This is a genomic window from Archangium gephyra (genome assembly GCF_049060025.1).
Classification (GTDB): domain Bacteria; phylum Myxococcota; class Myxococcia; order Myxococcales; family Myxococcaceae; genus Archangium; species Archangium gephyra_A.
Window position 1 is genome coordinate 7729607 of sequence record NZ_JBMEQQ010000002.1, and the last position, 26912, is coordinate 7756518.

Genomic DNA, 26912 nt, shown 5'->3' on the forward strand with positions numbered 1-26912 from the left:
CCGAGGTGTCTGCTTCAGGGGGCCCGCTACGGAGGGGTGATGCCCACCCGCTCCAGGGCGAAGTCGATGAGGAAGCCCTCCAGCAGCTCCATCTCGCGCTCGGTCAAATCCATGAAGGCGAAGGAGGCGCGGTGCTTGTCGGCGCGCTGGAACTGGGACACCACGCGCACCCGGCCCGCCAGCGTCGAGCCGTCCGGCAGGTACAGCAGGGCGCTGGGCCGCTCCTTCACGTCCACCGCGTGCGGCAGCGTCACCGAGAAGCCACCGGCCGAGATGTCCAACGTGTTCGTCCACACGTTGCCGTAGGCCATCTGCAGCTCCACCGGGAGCTGGTGGGCCACGCGGTAGTGGCGCCGGGCCTCGGCCCCGTCGAGCATCAGGCCCTGGGCGTTGAGCAGGGCCCGCGCGAATTGCTCGCGCTTGGCCAGGTAGTCCTGGCGCTCGGACTCCCCCAGCTTCCCCTGCCGCGCCCTCGTGTGGAGCGCGCGGAACTCGTCGATGAACTGGATCACGCCCATGGTGTCGCTCCTGTCTCCTGATTCTTACTGGGAATTTCGCGCTCCCGCCATCAGGGAGTGGGCTTCCGCCCCAGGTTGTGCGTGGCCTCGTCCAGGTGCGCGGCTCGCCCCCCAGTCCAGGTGACGGCGGCGATCAGGCGTCCCTGAAAGTCCCCGCTGGGCCTGTCGTGCTCGGGTACGTGCTTGTAGGAGACGGGCGGGACGGCAAGGCATCACTGTCCGCACGATAACCGGGCGGCCCGGGGCGCCGGAACCCGGAGTGTGCGGTTTCTCTCCGGGTGCGTCTTCGCTGCTCTAGGAGCGGGAGGGGAGGAGCTATCCTCGAGGAGTTCCCTGCTCCAGGAAGGTGCTCATGCGCGACTGGCTGGTGCTTGGTGTGCTGGCCCTGGCGGTTGGCGCATGTGCTCCTGGCTCCCCTGGCCTTCGCGAGGACTCCGAGGCGCGTGCCGATTGCAACAGCGCCGCCGCCCGTATCCAGGCGCTGATCGCACAGGGGCAGTTCGCCGAAGCCGAGGTGCTCATCGCTGAGACCAGCGCCGCGGGTCTGCTCGCCAAACCGCAAGCCACCGAGCTTCTGAGGCGTATTGCCCAGTTCAACACGAAGCTGGGGGAAATTCCCGCACGCCTCCAGCGGGCAAAGGACTTCCCCTCGCAGCTCAAGGAGTACACGCTGTATCAGATCGAGAAGATGATGGACGACGGCGATTTCAGTCTCGCGACGAAGGCCCAACTGCAGGAGGCCGCCAAGCTCATCAAGCAGCAGCCGCGCCTCATGGGGAAATTCTGAGGCTCCCATGGCACACCCCACTCTCGATGAGATGATGGCCCGGATGCGGGCGGCCCGGGAGGCCGGCTCGGCCAACGAGGCGAGCGCGGAGCAACTCCAGCGGCTCCGGGAGCTGGCCCGGGATTGTCCCGCGTTCACGCCCAACCTGTTGGAGCTCTCTCGGCTGTTGCGGCTGACCGATGAGCCCGGGGTCGAGATGGACCAGGCGCTCGAGGAGATCGAGCAACTGCTGGAGCAGGCCGTCCAGGCCTCTGCCCGGGGTGCTCCGGCGCTGCTGGAGCTTGCCCACTTCGTCGATGTCTTCCGCAGCTCACCCTCGCGGGCGGAGGCGCTCTTCGAGGAGAGCGTGGCGAGCGCCCTGCATGCCCTGGAGCATTCCTGGGCGGGGCTCATCGAATTCTGGGCCATGGAGCGCACGAAGGAGGCGCTGGAGAAGGCGTTGAAGCTCGCCGAGCTGGCGGAGCGCGTCTTCCCGGAGTCCCCCAGCATCTTCAATGCCGTCGAGGACGCGAGGCTGGGAGCCATCCGCACGGGCCTCCTCCCCCGGCGCGAGGGCTGACTACGGCGCCGCGGGCCCTGCGTATTCGGGGAAGCTCCGCTCCGCCACGCGGGGGGCCGCGGTCCGCGCCGCGCCGATGACGATGGGGGGCTCGATGAGCTCCGGGGGCGTGGCGTTCTTGTCATCCGCCACCCACTCCGGCTCACGCGCCGTCTGTCCCCGCTTCCAGGCGCGAGGCACCCGTCTCAGGCCAATGGGGTAGAGCCACAGGCGCCCGTCCCGGTCGATGCGCAGCCGCAGGAAGTTCTTCCAGTCCGGAATGGTCAACGAGGAGAACGCCTCGTTGGCGTGGGCCCCGAAGCCGTTGAGCGAGATGAGCAGGTAGAGCCCCAGCAGTGTCGGTCCCAGCAGGAAGCCTCCGGCGAAGACGAGCACCGCCCCGAGCAGCTCCTGCGGGACGCTCCCGAGTGGCAGCAACGCCCCGGTGAGGGCGAAGGCTCCCCGGAAGACGAAGAGCGACGCGGCCAGATGCGCCACTCCGTGCAGCAGCCCCGCTACCTGCCGCGCCCGGCCGAAGCGCGCATCCGCCAGTCCGATCATCCCCAGCACCAGCACCACCGAGAGGAGAATCACTCCCGGGTTGACGAGCGCCGCGCTCAGCACCCGCGACAACTTCCACTCCACCGTGCCACCCGCGCCCAGGTCCGCCACCTGCATCCACGCCAGCAGCAGATAGAGGAAGCCGGTGAAGAGGCCGAGCGAGGGGTTGTGCCCGACGAATCCCAGGTTGCGCCAGCACAGCCGCCTGGACACCGCGGGCTCCGGGAACGTCTTGCGCGCGGTGAAGCCCTCCGGCAGCGCGGTCTCCTTCCGCGGCACGTGCGTCGGGTGCAGGAAGGCGCCTCCTCCTCCCGCGATGATCTTCTGCCGCCCCTCGTCGTTGGCGTGCCGCCGGTAATGGTGGATGTCCCCCGTGAGGAAGACGCTCACCTTCTTGCCCAGCACCTGCTGCTCCAGGAAGACGAGGTTGTTGTCCAGGTACGTGCGATCTCCCGGCGGACGCACCTGCGCCAGCAGCCACGCGGGCTCCGCCAGGCAGAGGATGATCCGATCCTCCTCCTTCATCTGCTTCGCCAGCTCCTGGAAGTAGCGCACCTGGGGCTCGTCCAGGTCCGAGTCGAGCTGCATGTCCGTGCCCAGCAGCCACCAGCCGTGCGGTAGCTTCACCGCGAAGTAGCTGCGCCGCTGGTGCATCCGCCAGCCCGCGGACCGGCGGCCCTGACAGAACAGCCTCATGAAGGAGACCAGCCCGTCATACCAATCGTGGTTGCCGGGAATCGCGAACAGGTGCGGCTCCGGCCCCTGTCCCTTCATCGCCGCCGCCCACGGGCGCACCGTGCGCTCCTCGTACTCCTGCACGCTCGCCTCCGGGTACACCTCGTCCCCCCCGAAGACGAGCACCTCGCCCCGCCGCGTCTCGTAGGCCGTCCCCGTCTCGTCCTTCAGCGTCAGCGTGGGCCGCGACACCGTCTGTGCCACCGCGTACGTGGAATCCCAGCCGTCTCCCAGGTCCGCCACGAAGTCGAACCACAGCTCCTCGCGCGGCCGGCCCGCCTCGTCCACCGAGAAGTCACTCGGCTCCACCTTCGGCGTCGCCAGTGCATCGAGCAGCCGGCGATCCGCCTGCTCCCCGATGGTCGTCGAGATGGCCGAGCGGATGCCCGCCCTCAAGAGCACCAGCGGATCGAACCAGCGCACCATCTTCCGGCCCTGGGGGCGCTCGGGGGGCGCGGCCGGAGAGGGGGCGGGAGGGGTGAGGACGTCTGTACCCGAGGCCATGGCTCTTCCTCCGTGTGAACGGGAAGGGGCTCGCGAATGGCACGGGACGGGGCTCGTTCAAACCTGGGCGGTGCTGCTCCCCGGGACAAGCGTGCCGCCGCGGTCTCGCCCGAGTGTCCGGTTTCCCGCACGGTATGGGACGCGCCGGGAGAGCGCCTCGCCGTGGCCCTCCACTCCTCGGGTTTTCTTTCGAGAACCGTGCGCTCCCGCCTCCCGAGGGGTTGCCTCCGCGCCGCACCCCGACACATTGATAGCGGTCGCCACCGTCAGCGTGGCAGGGGGTGCACGATGGAACAGTCCTCTTCGCGGCCCGGCCTGGAGCGCACGCTGCGAGCGCTCGCCTCCGCGGCCCGCCCTCATGCGGCCGAGTCCGAGGAGTATGCCGTCATCGCACTCGCCGCCCGGGCCCTCCTCTTCCTCCACTCCCGCGACGAGCTCGAGGACTTCTACGGCTGGCTCGAGTCGCGTGAGACCGCCGGAGTCAACCCGTCGGGCCCCGTGCGGACCTTCCCCTCCATGAACGAGGCCCTCGGGTGGCTCGAGCACCAGCCCGACGCCGCCCATGGCTCCCTCGTCGAGGTGGAGCACGAGACGTATGTCATTGCCCTCGGGCCCACCGGCTCCTTCGTGCTCGTGCGCACGGTGACACACCACGAGCCCGTGGGCGTGTAGGCCCGGTGGGGAAACCGGGAGCCCCTCACGGCAAGCGCAGGGGAGACTCGCGGCCCATGGCGAGGAAGGGCGCCCAGTAGTGCGGGTGGGGTTGGGTCTGACGCAGCTCGCGCATCGCCTCGCGCAGCGCCGTGGCTCTGCCCTGCCCCTCGAGCAGGTGGCGGTAATAGGTCTCCATCAGCTGCCGGGTCGTCTCGTCGTTCACCTTCCACAGGCTCATCACGACGGTCTCCGCTCCGGCTACGAGGAAGGCGCGGCGCAGCCCGTACACGCCCTGGCCCAATTTGACGTCGCCTCGCCCGGTGTCGCACGCCGAGAGGACGACGAGCTGGGTACCCCAGAGGTTGAGACCCGCCAGCTCCAGCGCCGTCACCAGGGAGTGCTCGGCCGAGGCCGGAGCGGGGCTGGCGCCGGAGGGCACCGGGGCGCTCGCCCCCGCCAGGACGAGACCGGAGCGCAACAAGGGGTCTGGAGGGCTGGGGGCCCGGGGGTCCTCGCCCAGCGCCTCGACGTGGCCCACGGCGCGGGCGCCCGCCGGGGTGGGCGCGTCCTCGAAGAAGAAGCCATGGGTGGCCAGGTGGAGAATGCCCGGAGGGGGCAGCTGCAACAGCCGCTCCTTGGTGGCCTGGGCGCCCAGGAAGAGCTGGCTCTGGGGCAGCAACCGTTGGATGGCCTCGGCCTCCTGACGGGTGCCCGGGAGGGGGAGTGTGGCCCAGGCGCGTTGCCCCACGTCCGCGCTCAGGGTGGAGAAGAAGCGCTCGAGGGAGGGGAAGCGCTCGGCGCTGGAGGCAGCGGGGGCTGGGAGGGGCGTGCCGAAGTCCGGGTCGGCGAGGACGACGACGGAATCCGGCGGGGGGCTCTCCTCGGAGCGCGGCAGCAGGTACTTGCCGGAGGGCAGGTAGGTGAAGTCGAAGGCGTCCACGAGGAAGCGCTGGCCATCGTGCAGGGCCGCGAAGGGCACGAGGGCCAGCTGCCCATCGGGCGCGAGGAAGAGGCGGCGGGTAGAGCCCAGCAGCGGGCGCAGGGGGTGGAAGGCGAGCCCGTGGAGCGCCTGGGCGGAGGCCAGGAAGGAGGCGTCGCGGTTGGCCAGGGCGTCGCGCAGACGCGAGGCGGCCGAGTCGATGGGCCCGGCCGGCCCCAGGTCCTGGAAGCGGATGGTGGCGTCGGGGAAGAGCACCAGCGCCAGGTAGCGCAGCGCGTGGGGGCGCTGGGACGCGGACGTGCCCGGCCTGGGCACCAGCGGGCGGTCCACGTAGGTGATGAACTCGACGAGGGCGGCGTCCTTGGGCAGGGCCGCGGCGACCCGGCCGACAATCTCCGCGGGAGAGGGCAGGGCGGCCAGTGCACGCAGGGGGGCCGAGCGCCGGGCCAGGTCGGCTTCGAGGGCGGCGCCCTGCTCGGAGAGCTCCGCGAGCCGCTGTTGATGGGATGCCGGGGAGCGCGAGCGGGGGCCCTGGAGTGACAACTGGGCGAGCTGGGCGCGCAAACCCCGCAGCCGCTCGAAGGTGTCCCGGTCCCGCGCGCTCAGGCTCCGGTAGATGGTGCGCGAGATGTCGGCGCTCTCCCCGACGGAGCGGCCCTTGAGGAGCAGGGCGGCGCCGAGGGCCAGGCGTCTGACCTGGACGTTGTCGGGATGGGCGCGCAGCAACGCATAGAGCCGCTCCTCGTCGGTGCGCAGGAACTGGAGGAAGCGGGCCAGGTTCGCCTCGGAGAGGCCGAGGGCCTCCTGGCGCAGGCGCTGCTCGGAGATGGCGAAGGCGTGCGTGAGCAGCGGCAGGGCCTTGGCGAGGCGTCCCTGGGCCAGATGGACCAGGGCGAGGTGGTTGAGCGTTTCCGCGTCGCGGGGAGAGTGCTCGCCGAAAGTCGCTCTCCGAATGGCGAGCGCGCGCTCGTAGAGCGGCCGGGCTCGGCCGTACCCTCCCTGAGCCGAGTAGAGGTCGGCGAGATCGTTCAGCGGGTCGGCGACGTCGAGATCGGTCTTGCCAAAGGCCGCTTCCGTGATGGCCAGCGCGCGCTGGAGGAGCGGCTCGGCCCGGCCGTACAACCCCTGGGCCAGGTAGAGGTTGCCGAGCTTGAGGAGCGGACGGGCGACCTGGGGCGCGCTCTTGCCGGAGAGCGCTTCCATGATGGATAGCGCGCGCTGGAGGCGCGGCTCGGCCCGGCCGTACAACCCCTGGGCCAGGTAGAGGCCGCCCAGGCTGTCGAGCGAATCGGCGACGGGGTAGCTCTTCTCGCCGAAGGCCGCTTCGGAGATGGACAGCGCGCGCTGGAGGAGCGGCTCGGCCCGGCCGTACAACCCCTGGGCCAGGTAGAGGTTGCCGAGTCTGAGGCTCGGACCGGCGATGAGGGGATGGCTGTTGTCGAGGGTCTCTTCCCTGATGGCCAGCACGCGGAGGAAGAGCGGCTCGGCCCGGCCGTACAAGCCCTGGTGCGCGCACGTCACGGCGAGCCGGAGGAGCGTCTCGGCGACCAGGGGATGGCTGTTGCCGAGGGCCGCTTCTTGAAGGGCCAGCGCGCGCTCGTAGAGCGGCTCGGCCCGAGCGAGCATTCCCTGGCGCATGTAGAGGCCAGCGAGTTCCAGGAGCGAGTGCGCGACGTTGGGAGGGTTCTGGCCGAGGGCCGCTTCCAGACTGGCCTGCGCACGCGCGGCGAGCGGCTCCGCACGGGTGGACAACCCCTGGGCCCGGTAGAGATCGCCGAGGCCCCAGAAGAGCAAGCTCCCGATTTCGGGCTGGTGCTTGCCCAGGTCCCTTTCCCAGATGGCCAGGGCGCGGAGGAAGAGCGACTCGGATGGCGCGTACAATCGCTGACCCGCGTAGACCTGGGCGAGGCCGTTGAGTGTTTGCGCGACCTCGGGGTGGTTCTTGTCGAGAGTGGCTTCCCGGATGGCGAGCGCGCGCTCGTAGAGCGGCCGGGCCCGGCCGTAAAACCCTTGGAGCCAGTAGAGAGTGGCGAGGTGGTTGAGCGACTCGGCGACGAGGGGATGGTCCGGGCCGAGGGCCGCTTCCCGAAGGGCCAGCGCACGCGCATGAAGCGGCTCGGCCCGGTCGTAAATCCCCTGGTCCTTGTAGAGCTGGGCGAGGTGGCAGAGCGTTCGAGCGAGGTCCGGGGGGTTCTGCTCGAGCGCCGCCTCTTGAAGAGCCAGCGCGCGCCGGAGGAGCGGCTCGGCCCGGACGGGGTTCCCCCGGCGCAGGAGATGGAAGCCGAGCTGCTCCAGACTCCTGGCGACGTCTGGATGGGAGCCCCCGAGCACGGGCTCGCGTAGCGAGAGGGCCCGCTCACCCCTGGCGATGGCCTCGTCGTACTTCCCCGCGTCCCAGAGCGTGTTCGCCTCATCGAAGGCGGTTCGTGCCTCCTGGAGCCGCGTGTCCCGTGTCTCCTCCGCGAACGCCGCGCTCGCCACACAGCACACCACCACCACCAGCATCATCCCGCGAACCCACTGCATATGCGCTCCTGGTAGCACGGAGCATCATGCAGGAAATCCGTTATGCGCACACGCCCGGCGGAGATGGAGCTAGCGGGCCGGGTGGGTGGACTTCAGGGGACTCGTGCTCGCCGCCGGCAGCGTGAAGGTGAACGTGCTGCCCTTGCCCAACTGGCTCTCCGCCCAGATGCGGCCGCCGTGCGCCTCGACGATTCCCTTCGCGATGTACAGCCCCAGCCCCGTGCCCCGGCTCTCCGCGTCCTTCGCCTGCCAGTAGCGCTCGAAGACGTGCGGCAGCGCGTCCGGACGGATTCCCGCCCCCGTGTCCCGCACCCACAGCTCCACCTCGCCCTGGTGCACCCGCGCCCCCACCGTGAGCTGCCCGCTCTCCGGGGTGAACTTCAACGCGTTGCCCAGCAGGTTTCCCAACACCTGCAACACCCGCGTCCGGTCACACTTCACCCGGATGTTCTCGTCCGGCACCTCCGCCATCACCCTCAGCCCCCGCGCCTCCGCCAGCGGTCGCACGCTCTCCAGCGCCTCCGTCACCACCGACGTCACGTCCTGCTCCGAGGGCTCCAGCGGCAGCCCGCCCGCTTCGATGCGCCCCCAGTCCAGCAGGTCCGAGATCAGCCGCCCCATCCGGTCCGCCGCCGCCTGGATGCGGCCCGCCTGCTTCTGCACCGGCTCGCTGCCCGGTTTGCCCTGCGCGCCTCGCAGCAGCAGCGCCGAGGCCAGTTGCACCACCCCCAGCGGGTTCTTCAAATCGTGCGACACCACCGCCAACAGGTCTTCCCGCGCCCGCGTCGCCCGCCTCGACTCACCGAAGAGCCGCGCGTTGTCGATCGCCAGGCTCGCCCGCACGCACAGGTCCTCCGCCAGCGCCAGGTCGCTCGGGCCGTAACGCCGCCCCGAGGCCCCGGACACGAACGTCACCGCTCCCAGCGTGTGCCCCCGCGCCTTCAGCGGGATGATCATGTACGAGCGCGCCTGCAGCCGGCTGAGCAGCGCCGGGTGCTCGGGCTCGGAGGCCGCGGCGCGCAACAGCGAGTCCGTCACCGCCGGCACCAGCTCCGGCTCGCCCGTGTGCAGCACCCGCAGCACGCCCACCGGGGCCTCGCGCCGCTCGAAGCGCTTCGGCAGCGCGCGCGCCTGCTCGGACTGCGTCGGGTCCAGGTACGCCACCGCCACGCGCGACACCCACGGGCCCTGCTCCACCGCGTCCACCAGGCACCAGTCCGCCAGGTCCGGCACCGCCAGGTGCGCCAGCAGCGTGTACATGCCCTGCGGGTCAGGCGGGTGCGCGAAGAGCGTCGTCATCGCCTGGTAGAGGAAGGACTGCCGGCGCTCGGCGGCCTCCACCTCGGCCCGCGCCGCCTGCTCCAGTGCCAGCGCCCGGGAGTGCACGGCCTCGGCCTCGGTGAGCGGACGCACCGTCACCAGCACCCGCACCGGGCCCTCGCCCTCGCGCATGGGCGTGAAGCAGAAGGTATGGGGCCGGGGGCCTCGCTCGCCCGGCCAGGTGGCCTCCACCGCGTGCGACGCTCCGGTGGCCAGCGCCACCCCGCGTCCGGACTCCAGCAGGGCCCCTTCCTCGGCGCCGAGCGCCAGCCCGGCCCAGTGCTGGCCCAGGAGCAGCTCCGGCGGCAGGCCCAGCACCCGCGCGCCCACCGTGCTGCACGACAGCACCCGGCCCGCCTCGTCCAGGAGGTAGGCCGGTTCCGGCAGGGCCTTGAAGGCCATCTCGAATCCGGAGGGGGGGACGCTCATGGCAACGCCACAACCGGTGGCGGAGGACTCCTCTTCATTTCATGCCCTCCCGCCTTCCGCCCACCCGATCGGAGGGCGAGCCGGCGAGCGGCGTCGGAAAAGTGACGTTCATGCTCCCCCAGTCTCTACACCGGACAGCTCCCGGAAGCGGCGGGAGAAATCACCGAGGGCCAGGACCTCGTGGGTGACTCCCGCGGACACGGCCACCCCGGGCATTCCGTAGACGACGCTGGTGGCCTCGTCCTGGGCCATCACCCAGCCGCCGGCTTCATATACCTCCCGCAAACCCTCCAGGCCGTCCTGCCCCATCCCCGTGAGGACGGCGGCGGCGAGGGAGGAGCCGAAGACCTGGCTCGCCGAGCGGAACAGCCAGGTGCCCGAGGGCCTGAAGCCTCCCACCGGGGCCGCGTTGGAGACCTCCACCCGCCCGTCCGCCCGCACCCCGAGGTGCCGGTCATCCGGGGCGATGTAGACGACCCCCGGCCTCAGGGCCTCGCCGTCCTCGGCCACCTTCACCTCCAATGGGCACACGCTGTCCAGCCAGGTGGCCAGGCCCTTGGCGAAGCCCAGGGCGATGTGCTGCACCACCAGGATGGGGAGCGGAAAGCCCGCGGGCAACTCCGAGAGGATGCGGTGCAGGGCCGCGGGGCCTCCGGTGGAGGCGGCGATGGCCAGCAGGGAGGGTTTGCCGCGGCGCTTGGGCACCACGGGCGCGCGCGGGGTGGGCCCCTCCTCGCGCGAGGGCCAGTGCCGGATGACCTTCACCTCGGCCATGGCCTTCACCGTGTCGCGCAGCCGGCGGGCCTCGGTCTCGAAGTCCGGCGCCTGCGGGCCCACCAGCTTCTGCAGCACCGCCAGCGCCCCGGCGCGCAGCGCGGCCATGGACGTCTGGATGTCGCGCTCCACCAGCGTGGACACCACCACCACCGGCGTGGGCACCTCCGTCATGATGCGCCGGGTGGCCTCCAGCCCATCCATGTTCGGCATCTGGATGTCCATGGTGACCAGGTGCGGGCGCAGGCGGCGCGTCATCTCCAGCGCCTCCACCCCATCCTTCGCCTCGCCCACCACCTCGAAGGCGGGATCGGCCCGTAGGATTTCCACCAGCAGGCGCCGGGCGGTGGGGGAGTCTTCGGCGACGAGGACGCGGAGCTTGTCGGGCTTCATAGGAGCTGCCTCAGGGTCTCCAGCAGGTGGGTCTGGTCGAACGCGCTCTTCACGAGGTAGGCGCTGGCACCCACCTGGAGGCCGCGCGCCTTGTCCTCGGGTTTGGAGCGCGCGGTGACGAGGACGACGGGCAGCCGGCCGAAGCGCGGCGAGCCCCGCACCGCCTCGGTGAGGGCGAAGCCGTCCATGCGCGGCATCTCCACGTCCGAGACGACGGCGTCGGCCCCTTCCGCGAGCAGCCGCTCCCAGGCCTCCTGCCCGTCCACGCACGCCAGCACGTCATAGCCGGCCGCCTCGAGGATGCTCTGCTCCAGCGCGCGCGTCGTCATCGAGTCGTCGGCGAGCAGCACGCGCCTGCGGGCCTTCTTCTCCACAGGGGCGGGGAAGAGGCCGGCGGGAGCGGTGCGGCCCTCGGCGGCGCGCACCAGGGAGGCGGAGTTGAGCAGCGGGGCCATGCGCCCATCCGGCAGCACCGCCACTCCCGAGACATGGCGCGCGCGGCGGATGCGCGGGCCCAGGCCGCGGATGAGCACCTCCTGCTCGGCCACCACCTCGTCCACCACCAGCACGGCGCGCACCTCGCCCGCCGTCAGCACCATGGCGCCCGGACGCGGCCGGGGCGCCCCCGCCTCCAGGCCGAGCACCGCCGTCAGCGTGGCCAGCGGCACCAGCGCCCGGGGCGCGGCCCACATCTGCCGGCCCTCCACCACGCGCACGTCCCCGGGGCCCAGCCGCAGCAGGCGCTCCACGCTCTCGCCCGCCACCGCGAAGGTGTGCCCGCCCGCCGCCACCAGCAGCACCCGCAGCGTGCTCAGCGTGAGGGGCACGTCCAGGGTGAAGCGCGTGCCCCGGCCCGGCTCGAAGGCCACGTCCACGCTGCCCCGCATCGCCTCCGCCTGCGCGCGCACCACGTCCAGCCCCACCCCGCGCCCGGACACCTCCGTCACCGACTCGGCCGTGGACAGGCCCGCGATGAAGATGAGCCGCGCGTCTCCGGCGTCCTCCATCACGGGCAGCCCGCGGGCCCGCGCCCGCCTGCGGACGGAGGCCACGTCCAGCCCCCGCCCATCGTCCTCCACCACCACCTGCACCCGGCCGCCGCGCAGTTGCGCGGACAGCGTCACCCGGCCCTCCTCGGGCTTGCCCGCCTCGCGCCGCGCCTCCGGGGTCTCCAGTCCGTGCGCCACCGCGTTGCGCACCAGGTGCAGCATCGGCTCGCGCAGGCCCTGCAACAGCGAGCGGTCCAACTCCAGCGCGCCGCCCCGCACCTCCAGCCGCACCTGCTTGCCCGTGGTGAGCGCTAAATCCCTCACGTTGCGCTCCAGCCCCGCGCACGCCTCGGCGAAGGGCAGGGTGCGCGCGCGCCGCACCTCCTCGTCCAGGCCGCCCGTGGCCTGCAAGAGGGTGCGCCGGTCCACCGCGAGCGCCTGGCCGAGCTGCGCCAGCCGCGTCTCCAGCCGCCGCGCCGCCGCCTCGTCCGCGCCCCGCAGGCGCAGGCGCAGGCGCAGGTGGTGCAGCTCCTCGTGCAGCGCGTCCACCAGCTCCACCCGGCCCTCCATCCGCAGGCCCGCCACGCGCAGCTCGCCACTGCGGGCCAGCAGCGCGTCCAGCTTCTGGGCGGACACGCGCACCGGCAGGCCCTCGGGGCCGGGGGCGGGGGCTTCCACGGGAGGCGCGGGCGGTGGCGCCTGGGGCTCGCGCGGTGGCTCGGGGGGCGCGGGACGGAGGGACTCGGGCGCGAGGGCCGCCTCCTCCAGCCGGGGCAGCAGGGCCTCCAGCGGCGAGCCCCTCAGCTCCTGTTTGAGCGCCAGCCGCCGCCCCGCGTCGTCCAGCGCGTCCGCGGCGGTGAAGCACACCTCCATCAGCTCCGGGCTGGCGCGGCCCTGGCGCTCCACCACCAGCAGCACCTCCTCCAGCCGGTGGCAGGCCGTCTCGATGAGGGCCTCGCTCACCGCCCGCGAGGCGCCCTTCACACTGTGCACCGTGCGCAACAGCGACGTCATCAGCTCGCCGAAGCGCGCGCGCGAGGGCGCCTTCTCCAGCGCGAGCAGGTCCCGGTTGAGCGCCGCCACGTGCCCCTCGAGCTCCTCGAGGAAGGTGGCCATCAGCGCCTGGGCGAGCCTGTCCCGGTCCATCGTCATGCGGCGCGCCCGTACCCGCTCAACAGGCCCTTGAGCTTCTGGCCCATGGTGTTGAGGTCCTGCACCGCGCGCTCCGTCTGCCGGATGCTGGTGAGCGTCTGCTGGGTGGCCTGGCTCACGTCCCGCATGGCCTGGCGTATCTGCCCGGTGCCCGTGGCCTGCTGGCTGGCGGAGGCCGAAATCTGCGCCGCGGTGAGCGAGGCCTGCCCGAGCAGCTCGCTGAGCGTCTGGATGTGGGTGCCCGCCTGCGTCACCACCCGGGTGGCCGTGGCCACGCTCTTGGTGCCCTCCTCCGTCGTCATCACCGCGCCCTGGGTGGCCTTCTGGATTTGACCGAGAATCTGCCGCACCTGGGAGGTGGCCTTCTTGGACTGGTCCGCCAGCGCCTTCACCTCGGCGGCCACCACGGCGAAGCCCCGGCCGTGCTCTCCGGCGCGGCTGGCCTCGATGGAGGCGTTGAGCGCCAGCATGTGCGTCTGCTCGGAGATGTCGTTGACGGTGGTGATGATGTCGCCGATGGCCTGCGCCTGCTCGGCCAGGGCGAGAATCCGCGAGGCGATGGACTCCACCTGCTCGCGCACGCTGCTCATGGCGCCCACGGCCTCCTCCACCGCGCGCCGGCCGTTGCGGCCCACCTCCTCCGAGTGGCGCGCCGACTCGCTCACCGCGCGCGCCCGGCCCGCGGCCTCCTCGGACATCTGGGCGATCTCCTCCACGGTGCTCACCGTCTCCGCCACCGCGCTGCCCTGCTCCTGGGCACCGGCCACCTGCTCGGTGGTGCTGGCGAGGATTTGAGCGGTGGCGGCCGTCAGTTGGTTGACGAACTCGGCCACCGTCCGCAGCGTGTGCTCCCGCTCCTCGGCCTGCTTCGCCAACTGCGCCTCGGCCTGCTGGCGGCGCTCGGACATGGTGTTGAAGGCGCGGGCGAGCTTCCCCGTCTCGTCCTCGTTGTGCACGTCGATGCGGTGGGCGAAGTTGCCCCGGCCAATCTGCTCGCTGCCCGCCACCAGCTTGTCCAGCGGGCCGGTGATGGAGCGGGTGACGAGGTAGCTGCCCAGGCTGACGACGAGCAGGCCCAGCAGCGTGCCCAGCCCCAGCACCACCATGCTGCGCTGGGCGCTGTCCCGCGCTTCCTTCTCGAACGCCGTCCAGCGCGCATCCTCGGCGCCCACCATGTCGTTGAGCCCCGGGCGGAGCTTCTCCATGAGCACCTTGCCCCGGTCCGTCTGGACGATCTCCAGGGCGGCATTGGCGCCTTTCTGCTGGCGCACGCGGATGGTCTCCGCCAGCTCGGCGAGCTTGTCGCGGATGAGGGGCTCGAGCTGGCTCAGCCGGGCGAGCTGGTCGGGCTCGTCGGTGAGGTCCTTGCGCAGCTTGTCGAGCTGCGTGTCCAGCGCCCCGGTGGCCCGGTGGTAGGGCTCCAGGTAGCGCTCCTCGCCGGTGAGGAGGTAGCCGCGCTGGCCCGTCTCGGCGTCCAGCAGCATCATGCGGACCTCGCGGATGCTGCGGGCCTGGTCCCGGCTCTCCATCAGCCCCTCGGTGGTCTGCACGAGCTGCTGGGCGCCCTGGAAGGCCACCAGCGCCACGGCGATCAGCACCAGCAGGGACAGGCCGAAGCCGAGGGCGATCTTCTTCCCGATGCTCATGCGGTCCTTTCCTCGGAGAAATCGAAGAAGAGGCGACCATCCCCCAGCAGGGCCTCTCCCTCCAGAACGATGATGCCGTCGCGGCTGATGCCGGACATGAGTGTCCGCTCCTGTGCGCCGAGCGCGGGCGGGGGAGGCAGCAGCGTGTCGCGGGCGAGCAGCCGCACCTCCTCCACCACGTCGGCGCGCAGGCCCAGCTCCGGCCGGCCCTGGCCCACCACGAGCACGGGCCCATGGGTGGCGGGAGCCGTCCGGCCGAAGAGGGGCGCGAGCTCCACCACCGCGAGCACCTCACCGTGCAGCAGGGTGAGGCCGCGCAGCAGCTCCGGCGCGCCGGGCAGGGGGACGAGCTGCTCCGGGGAGCGCAGCACCTCCAGCACGAAGCGTGTCTCCAGCGCGTAGTCCTGCTCGCCGGAGCGGAAGTGCACCAGCTCCAGCAGGGGGCCGGCCTGGGTGTGGCGCTCCAGGGGCCGGGCCAGGGCCCGCGCGCGCTCGTCCAGCAGCGCCGCTTCCCGGGCGGGGTCGGCCGTGGCGGTGGCCTCGGTGGCGGAGGCGAGCCGTTTCAACCGCCTGTAGGCCGCGTCCCAATCCAGACCACTCATTCACGTGTCTCCTCGAGGGCCGAGTCCATCCGGGTGCGCTCCGCGCGGGCCACCTCCGCCAGGTGTCCGGCGCGCTCGCCATCGGCCAGGAGCACCGGCGCGTCCGGCGGGAGCCTGGCGCACAGCGACTCGGCGGTGCGGAAGGCGCGCCGGGCCCCCGCGCTGTCGCCCCGGCGCCGGAGGATGTGGCCCAGCATGAGGTGGACGACGGCCAGGGAGGGCTCGAGGTAGAGCGCCTGGCGCGCGGCGCGCTCGGACTCCGGAAGGCGGCCGAGTCCCAGCAGCAACAGCGCCTCCAGGTAGCGCAGCTCCACGGCGAGCGGGTGGCGCGCGATGGCCTCGGCACAGGCGTGCACGGCCGCCAGGGGCTCCACGTTGGCCAGGGCGCGGATGGCCACCGCCTCGGCTTCCGCGTCCTCCGGGTGGGCTCCGGCCAGCCGTGCCGCCTCGCGCCAGTCCCCGGCCGCGAAGGCCCGCCTCGCTCCATCCAACTCCAGGGGAGGGGTGGGCAGCGGCGCCGCTGCGGCGGGCGGAGGAGGCGCGGGAGGCGGCACCCGCGGCGGGACGGGCGGAGGCGGCGCGGGCGGGGGGGCGGCGGGGACGGCGTGGGCCCGGGAGACCTCGCCCGGCGCGGGCCGGTGGTAGACGATGCCCCAGTCGGTGAGGACCGTCTCGAAGGGCGCGTAGGCGCCGAGGGACGGGTCCGACGGGCCGGCGATGAGGAAGCCGCCGTCGGCGAGCGAGGCATACAGCCGCCGGGCCACGGCCTCGATGGTGGCGCGGTTGAAGTAGATGAGGACGTTGCGGCAGAAGATGATGTCCATGCCCCAGATGCCGTGGGCGTGGGAGGGCCAGGTGTCGTCGGCGAGGTTGAGGTAGCCGAAGTGGACGCGGTCGCGCACCCGGGCATCGAGCGTGTAGCGCCTGCCCTCCGGGTGCAGGAAGGGCCGCATGTGGGTGGCCTCGGGGCCGCGCAGGGACCACTCGCCGTAGCTGGCCACCTGGGCCCGGGCGAGCGCCGCGCGCGACACGTCCGTGGCCCGCACCTCCATCCGCCCCCCGTAGCCCTCCTCCATGAGGAGCACCGCCAGCGAGTAGGGCTCCTCACCCGAGGCGCAGCCGGCGCTCCACGCGCGCACCGTATGCGCCGGGCCCACGCGGCGCCGCACGTCGGGCAGCACCTCGTGGCGCACGAAGTGGAAATGCTCCGGGTTGCGGAAGAAGTACGTCTCCCCGATGGTGAGCTCCACCAGCAGGTCGTCCAGCATGGCGGCGTCCGCCTCGAGCCGGGCCAGGTAGGTGGGGAAGTCGGACAGGCCGGCGCGGGCCATGGCCCGGTCGATGCCCTCCATGGCGGCCGCGGGACAGCTGGGGGGCAGCAGTCCGGCGCGCGCGGCGACGAGATCGACGACGGCGACGTAGCCGGGGTGGCGCCAGGGCTGGGAACTGTCACTGCTCACCGGGGGGCTCCCTCCTGGGCGAGCGCCTCCTCCAATTCGAGGGACTCGGCCTCCGAGAGGAAGGTGCGCAGGTCGTGCAGGAGGACGAGCCCATCTGTCAGCTTCAGCGCACCCGCCACGTACCCCACGCCCGGCAGCTCCCTGGGCGAGGCATCGAGCTGGCCCTCCTCCAGGCAGAGCAGGCCCTCGGCCCGGTCCACCCGCAGGGCCACGGAGCGGTGGCCGGCCCGGGCCACCACGAGGTGGTCCGAGGAGGAGAGCGGGCGGGCGGGCAGGCGGAAGCGGCGGCGCATGTCCAGCACGGGGAGCAGCTCCCCTCGCAGGTTGAGCAGCCCTTCCACCACGGCGGGGGCGCGGGGCAGCGGGGTGAGGCGCACGGCGCGTACCAGCTCGCGCACATCCTCCATGGGCAGGGCGTAGCGGTGCCCTTCCAACAGGAAGAGGAGGACCTCGCGAAGCGGCGGCGTCACCATGCGTCTCCCAATGGTGCTCAGTGTAGGACGGAAGCGCTCGCCATGGCCGCCCGCGTGGGGGGCAGCGGGGAGACTTGACGTCTGGTGGACGTCCCGGGGGTCCGGCCCCATCTCTGCGCTGTGACGCGGCCCGCCGTGGGAGGTCACGGCGGAATGTGACATGCGCGGCCGGGTGCTCGCACGGCGCGGAGGAGAGGCACGGCCGGGAATGCTGGCCGCCCTGGGAGGGAGCTTCCCGCCCCGGAGGGCGGGATGGCGCCTCACGAATGGAGGCGGCTCCATCTTCAGGGCATGGCGGAGCATCCAACACCGCTGGAATCCTCCGGGTCCTTCCACCTCCACGACTTCATCCGGAGCCACCGCGCTCCCATCCTGGAGGACTGGGAGCGGGCGGTGCGTCAGTTGCCCTGTACGCGGGGCCTGCCCTATCCCCGGCTCGGCACCCACCTGCCGGTGCTGCTCGATCGCATGGCGGGGATGATGGAGGCGCTCCTCCAGGGGGCGCCGGGCGCGTGGGCGGAGACGCCGGAGATCGGCGTGTTGGACAGGCTGGACCTGGACTACGACCTGGAGGAGGTGTCCGGCGAGTATTCGGCGCTGCGCGCCAGCATCCTACGGCTGTACACCGGGCAGCTGGAGCACCGCCAGGCGCACGAGCTGGCCGCGGTGCTGTGGGAGCTGGAGCGCTTCAACCGGGCCTTCGACGAGCTGATGGCGATGGCCGTGGCCCGCCAGGCCCGGGCGCGCGAGCGCACCTTCCAGGTCCTCGAGCGCATCTCCCAATCGGCGGGCGGGACGGAGGACCTGGACACCTTCCTACCGAAGCTGCTGCGCGTGATGCTGGAGGCCACCACGTCGGTGGACTCCGTCACGCTGCTGCTGCGCGAGGGGGACGTGTTCCGGGCGCGGGCCTCGGTGGGGCTGGAGGAGCTGGTGGCCTCCGGCTTCTTCGTCCGGGTGGGGGAGGGTTTCGCTGGACGCATCGCCGCCGGGCGGCGGCCGATGGCGCTGCGCTCGGCGGCCACGTCTCCGCAGGTGAAGTCGGGGGTATTCCGGCGCCAGGGGACGCGGGCCCTCTATGGGATTCCCTTGATACAGGGGGAGGAGGCCCTGGGGGTGGCGCTGATGGGCAGCCGCACGGCCTTCGACTTCTCCAACGAGGACAAGCTCCTCTTCGGGGCGATGGTGAGCCGGGCCACGGCGCTCATCCTCCAGGCGCAACTGGCGGCCCGCGAGCGTCAGGCGCGGGAGCAGGCCGAGCGCATGCTGGAGCGGCTGCGGGAGCAGGAGTCGCGCACCACCCGTCTCCAGGAGGTGACGGCGGCGCTGTCGCAGGCGGTCTCCACCTCGCAGGTGGCCCACGTGGTGGTGGAGAAGGCGGTGCGGGCGCTGGGGGCGGCGGGGGGCTCGCTCGGCCTGCTGTCGGAGGATGGCCAGTGGTTCGACATGCTGGAAGCCGCGGGCTACGCGGTCGCGGAGACGCGGGATTGGAAGCACTTCCCGGCCAACGCCCCCGTCATGTACCGCGACGTGGTGCGCACGGGCGAGCCCGTCTTCTACGAGTCGCTGGAGGCCGTGCTGGCCGACTACCCGCACTTCAGGGGCCACCCCGAGGTGGAGGAGTACGGGGCCTTCGTGTGCCTGCCGCTGACGGTGGAGGGCCGGGTCATCGGCGCCATCGGGCTGTCCTTCCGCCGGCGCCACCCGTTTCCCGCGGACGAGCGGGCGTGGATGAGCGTGATGGCCGGCCAGTGTGCCCAGGCGCTGGAGCGCGGGCGCCTCTACGATGCCGAGCGGCGGGCGCGCACCGCGGCGCAGGAGGCCCTCTCCCGGTTGGATGGCATCATGGAGACGGTGCCGGTGGGCCTGGGCTTCTGGGACACGGAGCTGCGCTACGTGCGGCTCAACGAGCACCTGGCGCGGATGAACGGGCTCTCGCGCCAGGAGCACCTGGGGAAGTGTGTGCGCGAGGTGTTGCCGGACGTCGCCTCCCAGGTGGAGCCCGCGCTGCACCAGGTGATGGAGACGGGCCAGCCGGTGATGGACGTGGAGGTAGCGGGGGAGACGCCCGCCCGGCCCGGGGTGAGGCGCCACTGGCTGGCCAGCTACTACCCGGTGCGGGACGTGGACGGCTCCATCTCCGGGCTGGGCGTGGTGGTGATGGACATCTCGGAGCAGAAGCGCGCGGAGGAGCACCTGCGCCGGACGGCGGAGTTCCGCGAGCGCTTCATGAGCATCGTCTCGCATGACCTGCGCAACCCGCTCAACGCCATCCTCCTGTCGACCACCGCGCTGCTGCGCTCGGAGGATTTGGGGGAGCGGCACGTGAAGGGGGCGCGCCGCATCATCGCCAGCGCCGAGCGGATGAAGCGGATGATTTCCGACCTGCTGGACTTCGCGCGGGGGAGGCTGGGAGGAGGCATTCCCCTCAGTCCGCGAGAGGTGGAGCTGACGGCGCTGTGCCAGGAGGTGGCGGAGGAGCTGGAGGCGGGCCGGCCCGGGCGGGAGGTGGAGCTGGAGGTGGAGGGGGACCTGCGGGGCGAGTGGGACGCGGACCGGCTGTCGCAGTTGCTCATCAACCTGGGGAAGAACGCGCTCGACTACAGCCCGGAGGAGTCGCGGGTGCGCTTCTCGCTGCACGGGGAGGACGGCTTCGTCCGCCTGGAGGTGCACAACGAGGGGCCGCCGATTCCACCCGAGCGGCTCGGGTCCATCTTCGAGCCCTTCCGGCGGTTCACGGGAGAGGCGCAGTCACCGACGTCGACCTCGGGGCTGGGGCTGGGCCTCTACATCGTGGCGCAGATCGTCCAGGCGCATGGGGGCAGCGTGTCCGTGAGCTCCACGCAGGAGGAGGGCACCACGTTCACGGTGCGGCTGCCCCGGCATCCGGTGGGAACGGGGGGGCGCTGAGGGGCCCGGGCCCGGCGTCTCCGGGTGTTCCCCCATCGAACGAGCCCCCGTCCAGGCCCGCGTCGGGAGTGCCTCCATCCAGTTCGGGGGAAGGCGAGGATGGGGACTGCTGGGTCACTGGAACGCGCTTGCCGGCCCGCCACTGCCACGTCCCCGCGTCATCAAAGGGAGACATCGTGTTGCCGAGCGGGAAGTCGGGACTCTCTGGGATTGGTACAAAACCCGGAACCGGCTCGATGACAATCACGCCGGGCATGGTCACTGGTTCGGTGATGATCTTCAGGACTCCACTGTCGGGCCTGTCCAGCTCCTCCAGGGTGGGGCTGTCTCGCGACTCCGTGACGACGATCACCGTTCCGCCGTCGGGAGTCTTCAGGCTCCAGAGGTGATCATCCTCATCCACGCCGTCAATGACGCGACGGAGGATGCGCCCGTCCTTGCTGATCGCGTATTTCGCGCCGTAATGCATTGGTTCGAGCTCGCGGCCGCAACGCTCGAAATCCTCGGTGACGTAGACGAAGATGATGTCGTCCCGCCGGGTGAACCGATACTCGAGTGACTCGAGCCGGGCCCAACAAGGAGGGTTGGGGATACCAGGAGGGATGTAGTCATTGCCGGCGATCATCAGGGCCCGCAGCACTTCACCATCCAGGTCATAGGCCGCCTTCTGCGCCTCCACCCTGACGAGCCCACTTCCGGCCGACACGGGAAAGATGATCGACCGGTCGTGCCCCGCCGGTGTCCAGAATTGTTCCGGTTTCCGCACGCAGCTCGAGAGCGCGAGGGCAATGACGAAGAGCAGCTTTCTTGGCATCATGAAATACCTTCGGTGTGGATTCCGGCGGGAGCCTGCTCAACGCTTGTCGATCCGGTATGTCCCGTCATCCAACCACCTGACGACCCCATACTCCGTTCTGTCCCATTGGCCCTGTGTCTGGGTCCACGTCATGATCTCACGAGTGGCTGGAACGTACTGATAAAAGCCGTCGCAGGTGGGGAGCGTGGGGTTTTTCGATTTCGAGAAGAAGGCGATGGTGGCGAGCCGGACCTTGCCCTTCTGGAGCTTTATCTCCCAGTCGTGGGTGCTTGCTTTCTCTTCAATGAAATGAAGATCCAGCGGGGATAGCACCGACCCGAACGGATGATTGTGAAGAGCGAAGATGTATTTGAGCTCCCCTCGTTCGTAGCGTGAGTCGCTCACGAACGTAGGAAGGATACAGCTCTTCCTGTGGGTCACGAGATCGTCTGGCTTCGACAGATCCGTCAGCATGCTCATCTCGTACGTGTGCTCCGGCGTGTAATAGAGCCAGGCGCAGTACTCGGTGGCGACGCGTGTGGCCAGCTCAGGGTTCGAGTCCTGGAGGTGGCCCACGGTGGCGTTGGGCTTGGAGAGGATGAGCGGGCAGGCGGCCTTCAGCGCGTCCGCGTAGGAGTCGAACGGCCCGAAGTTCTTCATGGGGCCCGGGATGTGGTCCGGAGCTTCCCCAGGGCCCGGGCGCCAGACACCTTCGACGGGCCTGGGAGGGGCGCACCCCAGCCCGAGGACGAGTGAACCCAGGAGACACGTGGTGAGGTGCTTCGCCGCGGACATGGGAGGGACCCTACCCCCTCCCACCGCGTGGCACCATGTCCCCATTGCGTCAATTCGCGAGCGGAGCGGGCATACCCGGGTTCTCGCGCGGCAGTCTCGCGGTGAAGGTGGTGCCCTCGCCCGGGAGCGACTCGGCGCCCAGCGTTCCGCCGTGGGCGAGGATGATCTGCTGCACGATGTAGAGCCCGAGGCCCAGCCCGCCGCCGTGGTGGGCGTGCTCGCGGGTGCCGCGGCGGAAGGGCTCGAAGAGTTTCGGCAGCACCTCCTCGGGGATGGGCGCGCCTTCGTTGTGCACCGAGAGCACCACCTCGTGGTCGGTCTGTCCGTCCACCGTGACGCGGATGGGCGCGCCCTCGGGGCTGTACTGCAAGGCATTGCCCACCAGGTTGGAGACGACCTGCGAGAGCCGTCCCGCGTCCCACTCGCCCAGCCCCTGCCCGAGCACCCGCAGCGACACGCGCGCGCCGGGGTGGGACGTCTCCAACTCCTCCAGCGCCTCGCGGCAGATGACGGAGAGGTCCGCCAGACACGGGTCCACGGGCATGCCGCCGCCCAGCCGGCTGCGGGTGAAGTCCAGCAGCTCCGAGATCATCCGCGCCATGCGGTCCGCGCTCGAGGCGATGCGCCGCACCGCCTTCAGCTCGCGCTCGGGCAGGGCCTCGGACACCAGCAGCACGCGGGCGGACAGCGTGATGGCGTTGAGCGGGTTGCGCAGGTCATGCCCGACAATGCCGAGGAAGCGCTCGCGGAACTCCGCGGTGCTGCGCAGCCGCTCCAGCGACTCGTCGCGCTGGTGTTCCAGGGCCAGGCGCTCCGTCTCGTCGCGGGCGGTGAGCACGGCGCCCACGGGCGAGCCATCCGGGCGGCGCAGGGGCGAGGCCGTGCCGCACAGCGTGCGCACCGAGCCGTCCGGGCGCCGCACCAGCCAGCGGCCGTTGCTCACCGGCGTGCCCTGGAGGGCGCGGTACAGGGGCGTCTCCTCCAGCGGCAGGGGCCGCTCCTCCAGGTTGAGCAGGCCGAAGGTGGCGGCCCACTCGGGCGCGGACACCTGCTGGCGGGTGACGCCGTGCTGGCGCTCGGCCTCGGCGTTGAAGAGCTGGATGACACCCTTCGCGTCCGTCACCACCACGGCATCGCCGCTCTGCTCGATGACGAGGTCCAACAGCGCCTGCCGCTCCTCCACCGCGCGGTGGGCGGCGTGCTCGCGCTCCAGCATGGCGGCCCGTTCCGACTCGGCCCGCACGCGCTGGCGCAGGGCGCGCACCAGGAAGACGCCCAGGGCCACGGCCACCACCACCGTCCCGAGGAACCCCAGCGCGAGCATCCCCAGCGCCCGGCCCGAGTCCGCCCGCGTCTGGTGGCGCGTCTTCCAGTAGCGCTCGCGCTCGTGGTCGGCCAGCGCGTTCAGCGTCTTCTCCATCTCCATGCGGATGGGTTGCAGCTCCGCCAGCAGCCGGGGGCCGGACGCGGGGCCCTCCTCCAGCCGCGTGGCGAGGACGCGGTCCATCACGGGACGGGCCCGGGCCCGGGTCTCCAGGAAGTGCTCCACCAGCAGGCGTTCCTCGGGCGTCCGGGGGGCCTGGCGGGTGAGCTGCCCGATGACGCTGGCGAAGTGCTCGCGTGCCTCCCTCAGCCCGTCCCCGTGGTGCGCGTCCTCCTCCAGGAGGAAGTCACTCGTGCGGTGCATGAAGTGGGTGTGGGCCGTCACCAGCTCCTGGGTGAGGACCACGTCCTCCATGTAACCGGTGAGGAGCTGGTCCTGGTAGCGCAGGGCCGAGTTCAGGACGGCGAGCGAGCTGGCGCCCAACAGGACGGCCAGCAAGGCGACGAAGAGGAAACCGGCGACGGCCTTTCGCATCGGCCGGAAGAACGTCCGGGCGGCGGGAATCGTGCCGTGGGGGGTCCGAGGAGCGCCTGGGGGCGCCTGCTCGCCCGGAGAGCTGCAACGCGGAACGCTTCCAGGCATCGTAGGGGCGCCATGGTACGTCACGTCATCGTCGTGGGAGCGGGACCCGGGGGCTTGTCAGCGGCCATCAACCTCGCGGGGTTGGGCCTGAAGGTCACGGTGGTGGAGAAGGACGCGGTGCCCGGCGGGCGCATGAAGGGCCTCACCCTGGGCGAGCAGGGAGAGTACGCCGTGGACACCGGGCCCTCCATCCTGCAGCTCCCCGGGGTGCTGGAGAGCATCTTCGAGCGCGCGGGCAAGCGCATCTCCGACTACGTGAAGCTGGTGCCGCTGGACACCAACACCCGGGTGCACTTCTGGGACGGCACCTACCTGGACACCACGCGGGACGTGGCGCGCATGGAGCGCGAGGTGTCCAAGTTCGGCGCCGACAAGGGGCCCGCCCTGCGCCGCTGGCTGGAGGAGAGCCACGCGAAGTACCCGCTGGCCTACGAGAAGTTCATGGCCACCCACGCCGACAGCCTGGGCTACTACGCCCCCTGGCGGCTGCTCTCCACGCTGCGCTTCAAGCCCTGGCAGACGCTCTACAAGCACCTGGACGGCTTCTTCCACGACGACCGCATCACCTACGCGCTCTCCTACCCCTCCAAGTACCTGGGGCTGCACCCCACCACGTGCTCCTCGGTGTTCAGCGTCATCCCCTACCTGGAGCTGGCCTTCGGGGTGTGGCACGTGGAGGGCGGCTTCCGCTCCCTGTCGCGGGGGATGATGAAGTGCGCCGAGGACCTGGGCGCCACCTTCCGCATGGGCTCGCCGGTGGAGCAGGTGCTGGTGGAGTACGGCCGGGCGGCGGGGGTGCGGCTGGCCAATGGCGAGCGGCTGGAGGCGGACGCGGTGGTGGTGAACGCGGACCTGCCCTACGCGGCCCGGAAGCTCGTCCCCTCCGAGGCGCGCGCCGGCACCCGGCTGACGGACGCCGCCCTGGAGAAGGCGAAGTACTCGTGCAGCACCTTCATGGCCTACTACGGGCTGGACCGCGTCTACGACGAGCTGCCCCACCACCTCATCTATCTGTCCAACAGCGCGCGGCGCACGGACAGGGAGGCCCTGGAGGACCAGCGGGTGGACGTGGACGACCCGCCCTTCTACGTCTGCAACCCCACCGTGACGGACAAGAGCGGGGCCCCCGCGGGCCACTCCACGCTCTACGTGCTGGTGCCCACGCCCAACACCTCGCGGGAGGTGGACTGGGCGGCCACGGAGCGCACCCTGCGCGAGCGGATTCCGGCCATGCTGGAGAAGGTGGGCCTCAAGGGGGTGCGCCAGCACCTCCGCGCCGAGCGCTACTTCACCGCCGAGACGTGGCGGGACGACTTCAACGTCTTCCGGGGCGCCGTCTTCAACCTATCCCACACCTGGACACAGTTGGGCCCCCTGCGGCCCCACGTGAAGAGCCCCAGCGTCGAGGGCCTCTACTGGGTGGGGGGCGGGACGCACCCCGGCAGCGGGCTGCTCACCATCATGGAGAGCGCCAACATCGCGGCCGACTACCTCTCCCGGGAGGCGGGGAAGGGGCCCCTGGCCGGCTGGCCGCATGTGCCGCCGGTCGACGGGCTTTCGACCGAGCCCCCTGCACGTGTGGGCTGAGGTCATCCGGAATACGTGGTAGGACTCGGAGCCTTTCGACACGCGAACGATGAACGAAGCGCTCCAAGTCCTGTTGGCCGATGGTGTCATTGACGAGGTGGTGGGCCGCCTCAAGAGTGGCAAGGAGGCGGACGTGTATCTGGTCCGCCACCACGGAGAGGTGGTTGCCGCCAAGATTTACAAGGAGCGCGAGCACCGCAACTTCCGCAACAACTCGGGCTACCGCGAGGGCCGGCAGGTGCGCAACAGCCGCACGGCGCGCGCCATCGCCAAGGGGAGCCGCTTCGGAGTGCAGGCCGCCGAGGACGCCTGGAAGACGGCGGAGGCGGACGCCCTGGGCAAGCTGCATGGGGCCGGGGTGTGCGTGCCCAAGCCGGTGATGTTCTACGAGGGCGTGCTGCTGATGGAGCTGGTGCTGGACCTCGAGGGCCACCCGGCGCCGCGGCTGGAAGAGGCGTCGCTGACGGCCGAGGAGGCCTCGGCGCTGTACGCCGACCTGCGCAACCAGGCCATCCGGATGCTGTGCTGCGACCTCATCCACGGGGACCTGTCGGCCTTCAACATCCTGCTGGGCAACCGCGGGGCCACCATCATCGACTTCCCGCAGGTGGTGGACGCGGCGGCCAACAGCCAGGCCGAGGCCTACTTCAAGCGCGACGTGGAGAACCTGCGCCGCTACTTCGAGCTGGCGGACCCCAGCCTGCGGGCGCGGGCGGGGGACGCGAGCGAAATCTGGCGGGCCTACACCCGGCGCGAGCTGACGCCGGACTTCGTGCCCTCGGGGCGCTTCCAGGCCGAGGGGCCACGCCGCTTCTCCGGTGGGCCTCGCACCGGGGACAACCGCTTTGGCGACCGCCCCCCGCGCGGAGACCGTCCGCAGGGAGACCGGCCGCCGCGCAACGACCGTCCCCAGGGCGAGCGCTTCCCGCAGGGCCCCCGGGAGATGCGTCCCCAGGGAGACCGTCCTCCCCGGAACGACCGTCCGCAGGGAGACCGGCCGCCGCGCAACGACCGTCCGCAGGGAGACCGGCCGCCTCGGAGCGACCGCCCTCAGGGGGAGCGCTTCCCTCAGGGCCCTCGGGAGATGCGTCCGCAGGGAGACCGGCCGCCTCGGAGCGACCGTCCGCAGGGAGACCGGCCGCCTCGGAGCGACCGTCCGCAGGGAGACCGGCCGCCGCGCAACGACCGCCCCCAGGGCGAGCGTTTCCAGCAGGGAGACCGTGCACGGGGGGAGCGTTTCCCTCGGGGCAACGGTGAAGGCCAGCGTCAGTGGGGAGAGCAGGGCGCGAGGCCCTCGGAGCAGCAGCCGGGGCCGCAGGGCCCGCGGGGGCGTCCTCCGGAGCGGAGGAACGAGCGGCCCGATCGGGGCCCACGTCAGCCTCGAGGCGGTGGCGGCGGTCCGGCGGTCTCCTACGTCCAGAAGAACCCGGGCCCTTCCGCTTCGCCGTCGAAGCCGGAAGACGACTCCTAGCGGTACCGGTCCTGCGGCTCGGGCTGGCAGGCCACCTCGAGGAAGGTGGTGCTGCGCCCGCAGACGAGCACCCAGAGGCAGCGGAACAGACAGGCGGCTCCGAACTCCCGGTAGATGAGTCCGAGATTCTCGAGCACCTCGCGTCCCGTGATGACTCCCCGCATGCCGCACCCCCTGATGAGCTTCGCGAGGGGCTCACTGCAAAGGCTTTGCCGAGCCTTTCCTGTCGCATTTACAGGGTTTGTCGGCCGTTGGACGCGCCAAGCCCCCCGTCTTCCGTTGGGAGATTTACGCCCACCTGTGCCCAGGTGTGACGACCTGGGCGCAAGCCTGAAGTTCCTACAGAGGGCCTGTGGAAAGGTTGACGGGGGCGCATGTGATGATGG

At 71.3% G+C, this 26912-nt stretch carries 20 protein-coding genes; 6 read left to right on the forward strand and 14 right to left on the reverse strand.

Annotated features, from left to right (window positions below):
• Window positions 1-26: 26 nt before the first annotated feature.
• On the reverse strand, window positions 27-518 hold the full coding sequence (locus tag ACN28I_RS33890) for a PilZ domain-containing protein (protein WP_375768555.1): 492 nt from the start codon (window positions 516-518) through the stop codon (window positions 27-29).
• 352 nt (window positions 519-870) lie between these two features.
• On the opposite strand from ACN28I_RS33890, the gene ACN28I_RS33895 reads away from it, so the two are divergent.
• Entirely contained in the window at window positions 871-1305 is a 435-nt protein-coding gene (locus tag ACN28I_RS33895; RefSeq protein WP_420946046.1) for a hypothetical protein, read from the forward strand.
• A 7-nt stretch (window positions 1306-1312) separates the two neighbouring features.
• Window positions 1313-1864, forward strand: coding sequence for a hypothetical protein (locus tag ACN28I_RS33900; protein ID WP_420946047.1), 552 nt, complete (start codon window positions 1313-1315; stop codon window positions 1862-1864).
• On the opposite strand, the gene ACN28I_RS33905 is transcribed toward ACN28I_RS33900, so the two are convergent.
• Entirely contained in the window at window positions 1865-3643 is a 1779-nt protein-coding gene (locus ACN28I_RS33905) for a metallophosphoesterase (RefSeq protein WP_420946048.1), read from the reverse strand. It abuts the gene before it with no gap.
• A 288-nt stretch (window positions 3644-3931) separates the two neighbouring features.
• On the opposite strand from ACN28I_RS33905, the gene ACN28I_RS33910 reads away from it, so the two are divergent.
• A complete protein-coding gene (locus ACN28I_RS33910; protein ID WP_420946049.1) occupies window positions 3932-4315 on the forward strand; it encodes a hypothetical protein in 384 nt (127 codons plus the stop codon).
• Window positions 4316-4340: 25 nt separating this feature from the next.
• Here the strand turns inward: ACN28I_RS33910 and ACN28I_RS33915 are convergent, their stop codons facing one another.
• From ACN28I_RS33915 to ACN28I_RS33950, 8 genes are all read right to left on the reverse strand, one after another.
• Window positions 4341-7763, reverse strand: coding sequence for a tetratricopeptide repeat protein (locus ACN28I_RS33915; protein WP_420946050.1), 3423 nt, complete (start codon window positions 7761-7763; stop codon window positions 4341-4343).
• Window positions 7764-7832: 69 nt separating this feature from the next.
• A complete protein-coding gene (locus ACN28I_RS33920; protein WP_420946051.1) occupies window positions 7833-9512 on the reverse strand; it encodes an ATP-binding protein in 1680 nt (559 codons plus the stop codon).
• 108 nt (window positions 9513-9620) lie between these two features.
• Entirely contained in the window at window positions 9621-10679 is a 1059-nt protein-coding gene (gene cheB, locus ACN28I_RS33925; protein WP_420946052.1) for a chemotaxis-specific protein-glutamate methyltransferase CheB, read from the reverse strand.
• Window positions 10676-12814, reverse strand: a complete 2139-nt coding sequence (locus tag ACN28I_RS33930) for a hybrid sensor histidine kinase/response regulator (RefSeq protein WP_420948767.1) — start codon at window positions 12812-12814, stop codon at window positions 10676-10678. The genes cheB and ACN28I_RS33930 overlap by 4 nt, the downstream gene beginning before the upstream one ends.
• A 2-nt stretch (window positions 12815-12816) precedes the next feature.
• On the reverse strand, window positions 12817-14466 hold the full coding sequence (locus ACN28I_RS33935; RefSeq protein ID WP_420946053.1) for a methyl-accepting chemotaxis protein: 1650 nt from the start codon (window positions 14464-14466) through the stop codon (window positions 12817-12819).
• Window positions 14463-15068, reverse strand: coding sequence for a chemotaxis protein CheW (locus ACN28I_RS33940; protein ID WP_420946054.1), 606 nt, complete (start codon window positions 15066-15068; stop codon window positions 14463-14465). The genes ACN28I_RS33935 and ACN28I_RS33940 overlap by 4 nt, the downstream gene beginning before the upstream one ends.
• Window positions 15065-16528 carry a CheR family methyltransferase gene (locus ACN28I_RS33945; protein ID WP_420946055.1) on the reverse strand — a complete coding sequence of 488 codons (1464 nt, stop codon included), beginning with the start codon at window positions 16526-16528 and terminating at the stop codon, window positions 15065-15067. Before ACN28I_RS33945 ends, ACN28I_RS33940 begins: the two co-directional genes overlap by 4 nt.
• On the reverse strand, window positions 16525-17001 hold the full coding sequence (locus ACN28I_RS33950; protein WP_420946056.1) for a chemotaxis protein CheW: 477 nt from the start codon (window positions 16999-17001) through the stop codon (window positions 16525-16527). The genes ACN28I_RS33945 and ACN28I_RS33950 overlap by 4 nt, the downstream gene beginning before the upstream one ends.
• 252 nt (window positions 17002-17253) lie before the next feature.
• On the opposite strand from ACN28I_RS33950, the gene ACN28I_RS33955 reads away from it, so the two are divergent.
• Window positions 17254-19911: a GAF domain-containing protein gene (locus ACN28I_RS33955; RefSeq protein WP_420946057.1), complete on the forward strand. Its 2658-nt coding sequence runs from the start codon at window positions 17254-17256 to the stop codon at window positions 19909-19911.
• Here the strand turns inward: ACN28I_RS33955 and ACN28I_RS33960 are convergent.
• The 3 genes from ACN28I_RS33960 to ACN28I_RS33970 all read right to left on the reverse strand — a co-directional run bounded on the left by ACN28I_RS33960 (window position 19865) and on the right by ACN28I_RS33970 (window position 23360).
• Complete coding sequence (locus tag ACN28I_RS33960; protein WP_420946058.1) at window positions 19865-20728, reverse strand: hypothetical protein; 864 nt, start codon at window positions 20726-20728, stop codon at window positions 19865-19867. The two genes, ACN28I_RS33955 and ACN28I_RS33960, sit on opposite strands and share 47 nt — an antisense overlap.
• Window positions 20729-20764: 36 nt before the next feature.
• Entirely contained in the window at window positions 20765-21367 is a 603-nt protein-coding gene (locus ACN28I_RS33965) for a hypothetical protein (RefSeq protein WP_420946059.1), read from the reverse strand.
• Window positions 21368-21551: 184 nt separating this feature from the next.
• Entirely contained in the window at window positions 21552-23360 is a 1809-nt protein-coding gene (locus ACN28I_RS33970) for a PAS domain-containing sensor histidine kinase (RefSeq protein ID WP_420946060.1), read from the reverse strand.
• Between the two features lie 120 nt (window positions 23361-23480).
• Between ACN28I_RS33970 and ACN28I_RS33975 the strand changes: the two genes are divergently transcribed.
• A complete protein-coding gene (locus ACN28I_RS33975; RefSeq protein ID WP_420946061.1) occupies window positions 23481-25055 on the forward strand; it encodes a phytoene desaturase family protein in 1575 nt (524 codons plus the stop codon).
• A gap of 49 nt (window positions 25056-25104) precedes the next feature.
• Complete coding sequence (locus ACN28I_RS33980; protein ID WP_420946062.1) at window positions 25105-26526, forward strand: RIO1 family regulatory kinase/ATPase; 1422 nt, start codon at window positions 25105-25107, stop codon at window positions 26524-26526.
• Here the strand turns inward: ACN28I_RS33980 and ACN28I_RS33985 are convergent.
• Window positions 26523-26690, reverse strand: a complete 168-nt coding sequence (locus ACN28I_RS33985; RefSeq protein WP_420946063.1) for a hypothetical protein — start codon at window positions 26688-26690, stop codon at window positions 26523-26525. The two genes, ACN28I_RS33980 and ACN28I_RS33985, sit on opposite strands and share 4 nt — an antisense overlap.
• Between the last annotated feature and the right edge of the window lie 222 nt (window positions 26691-26912).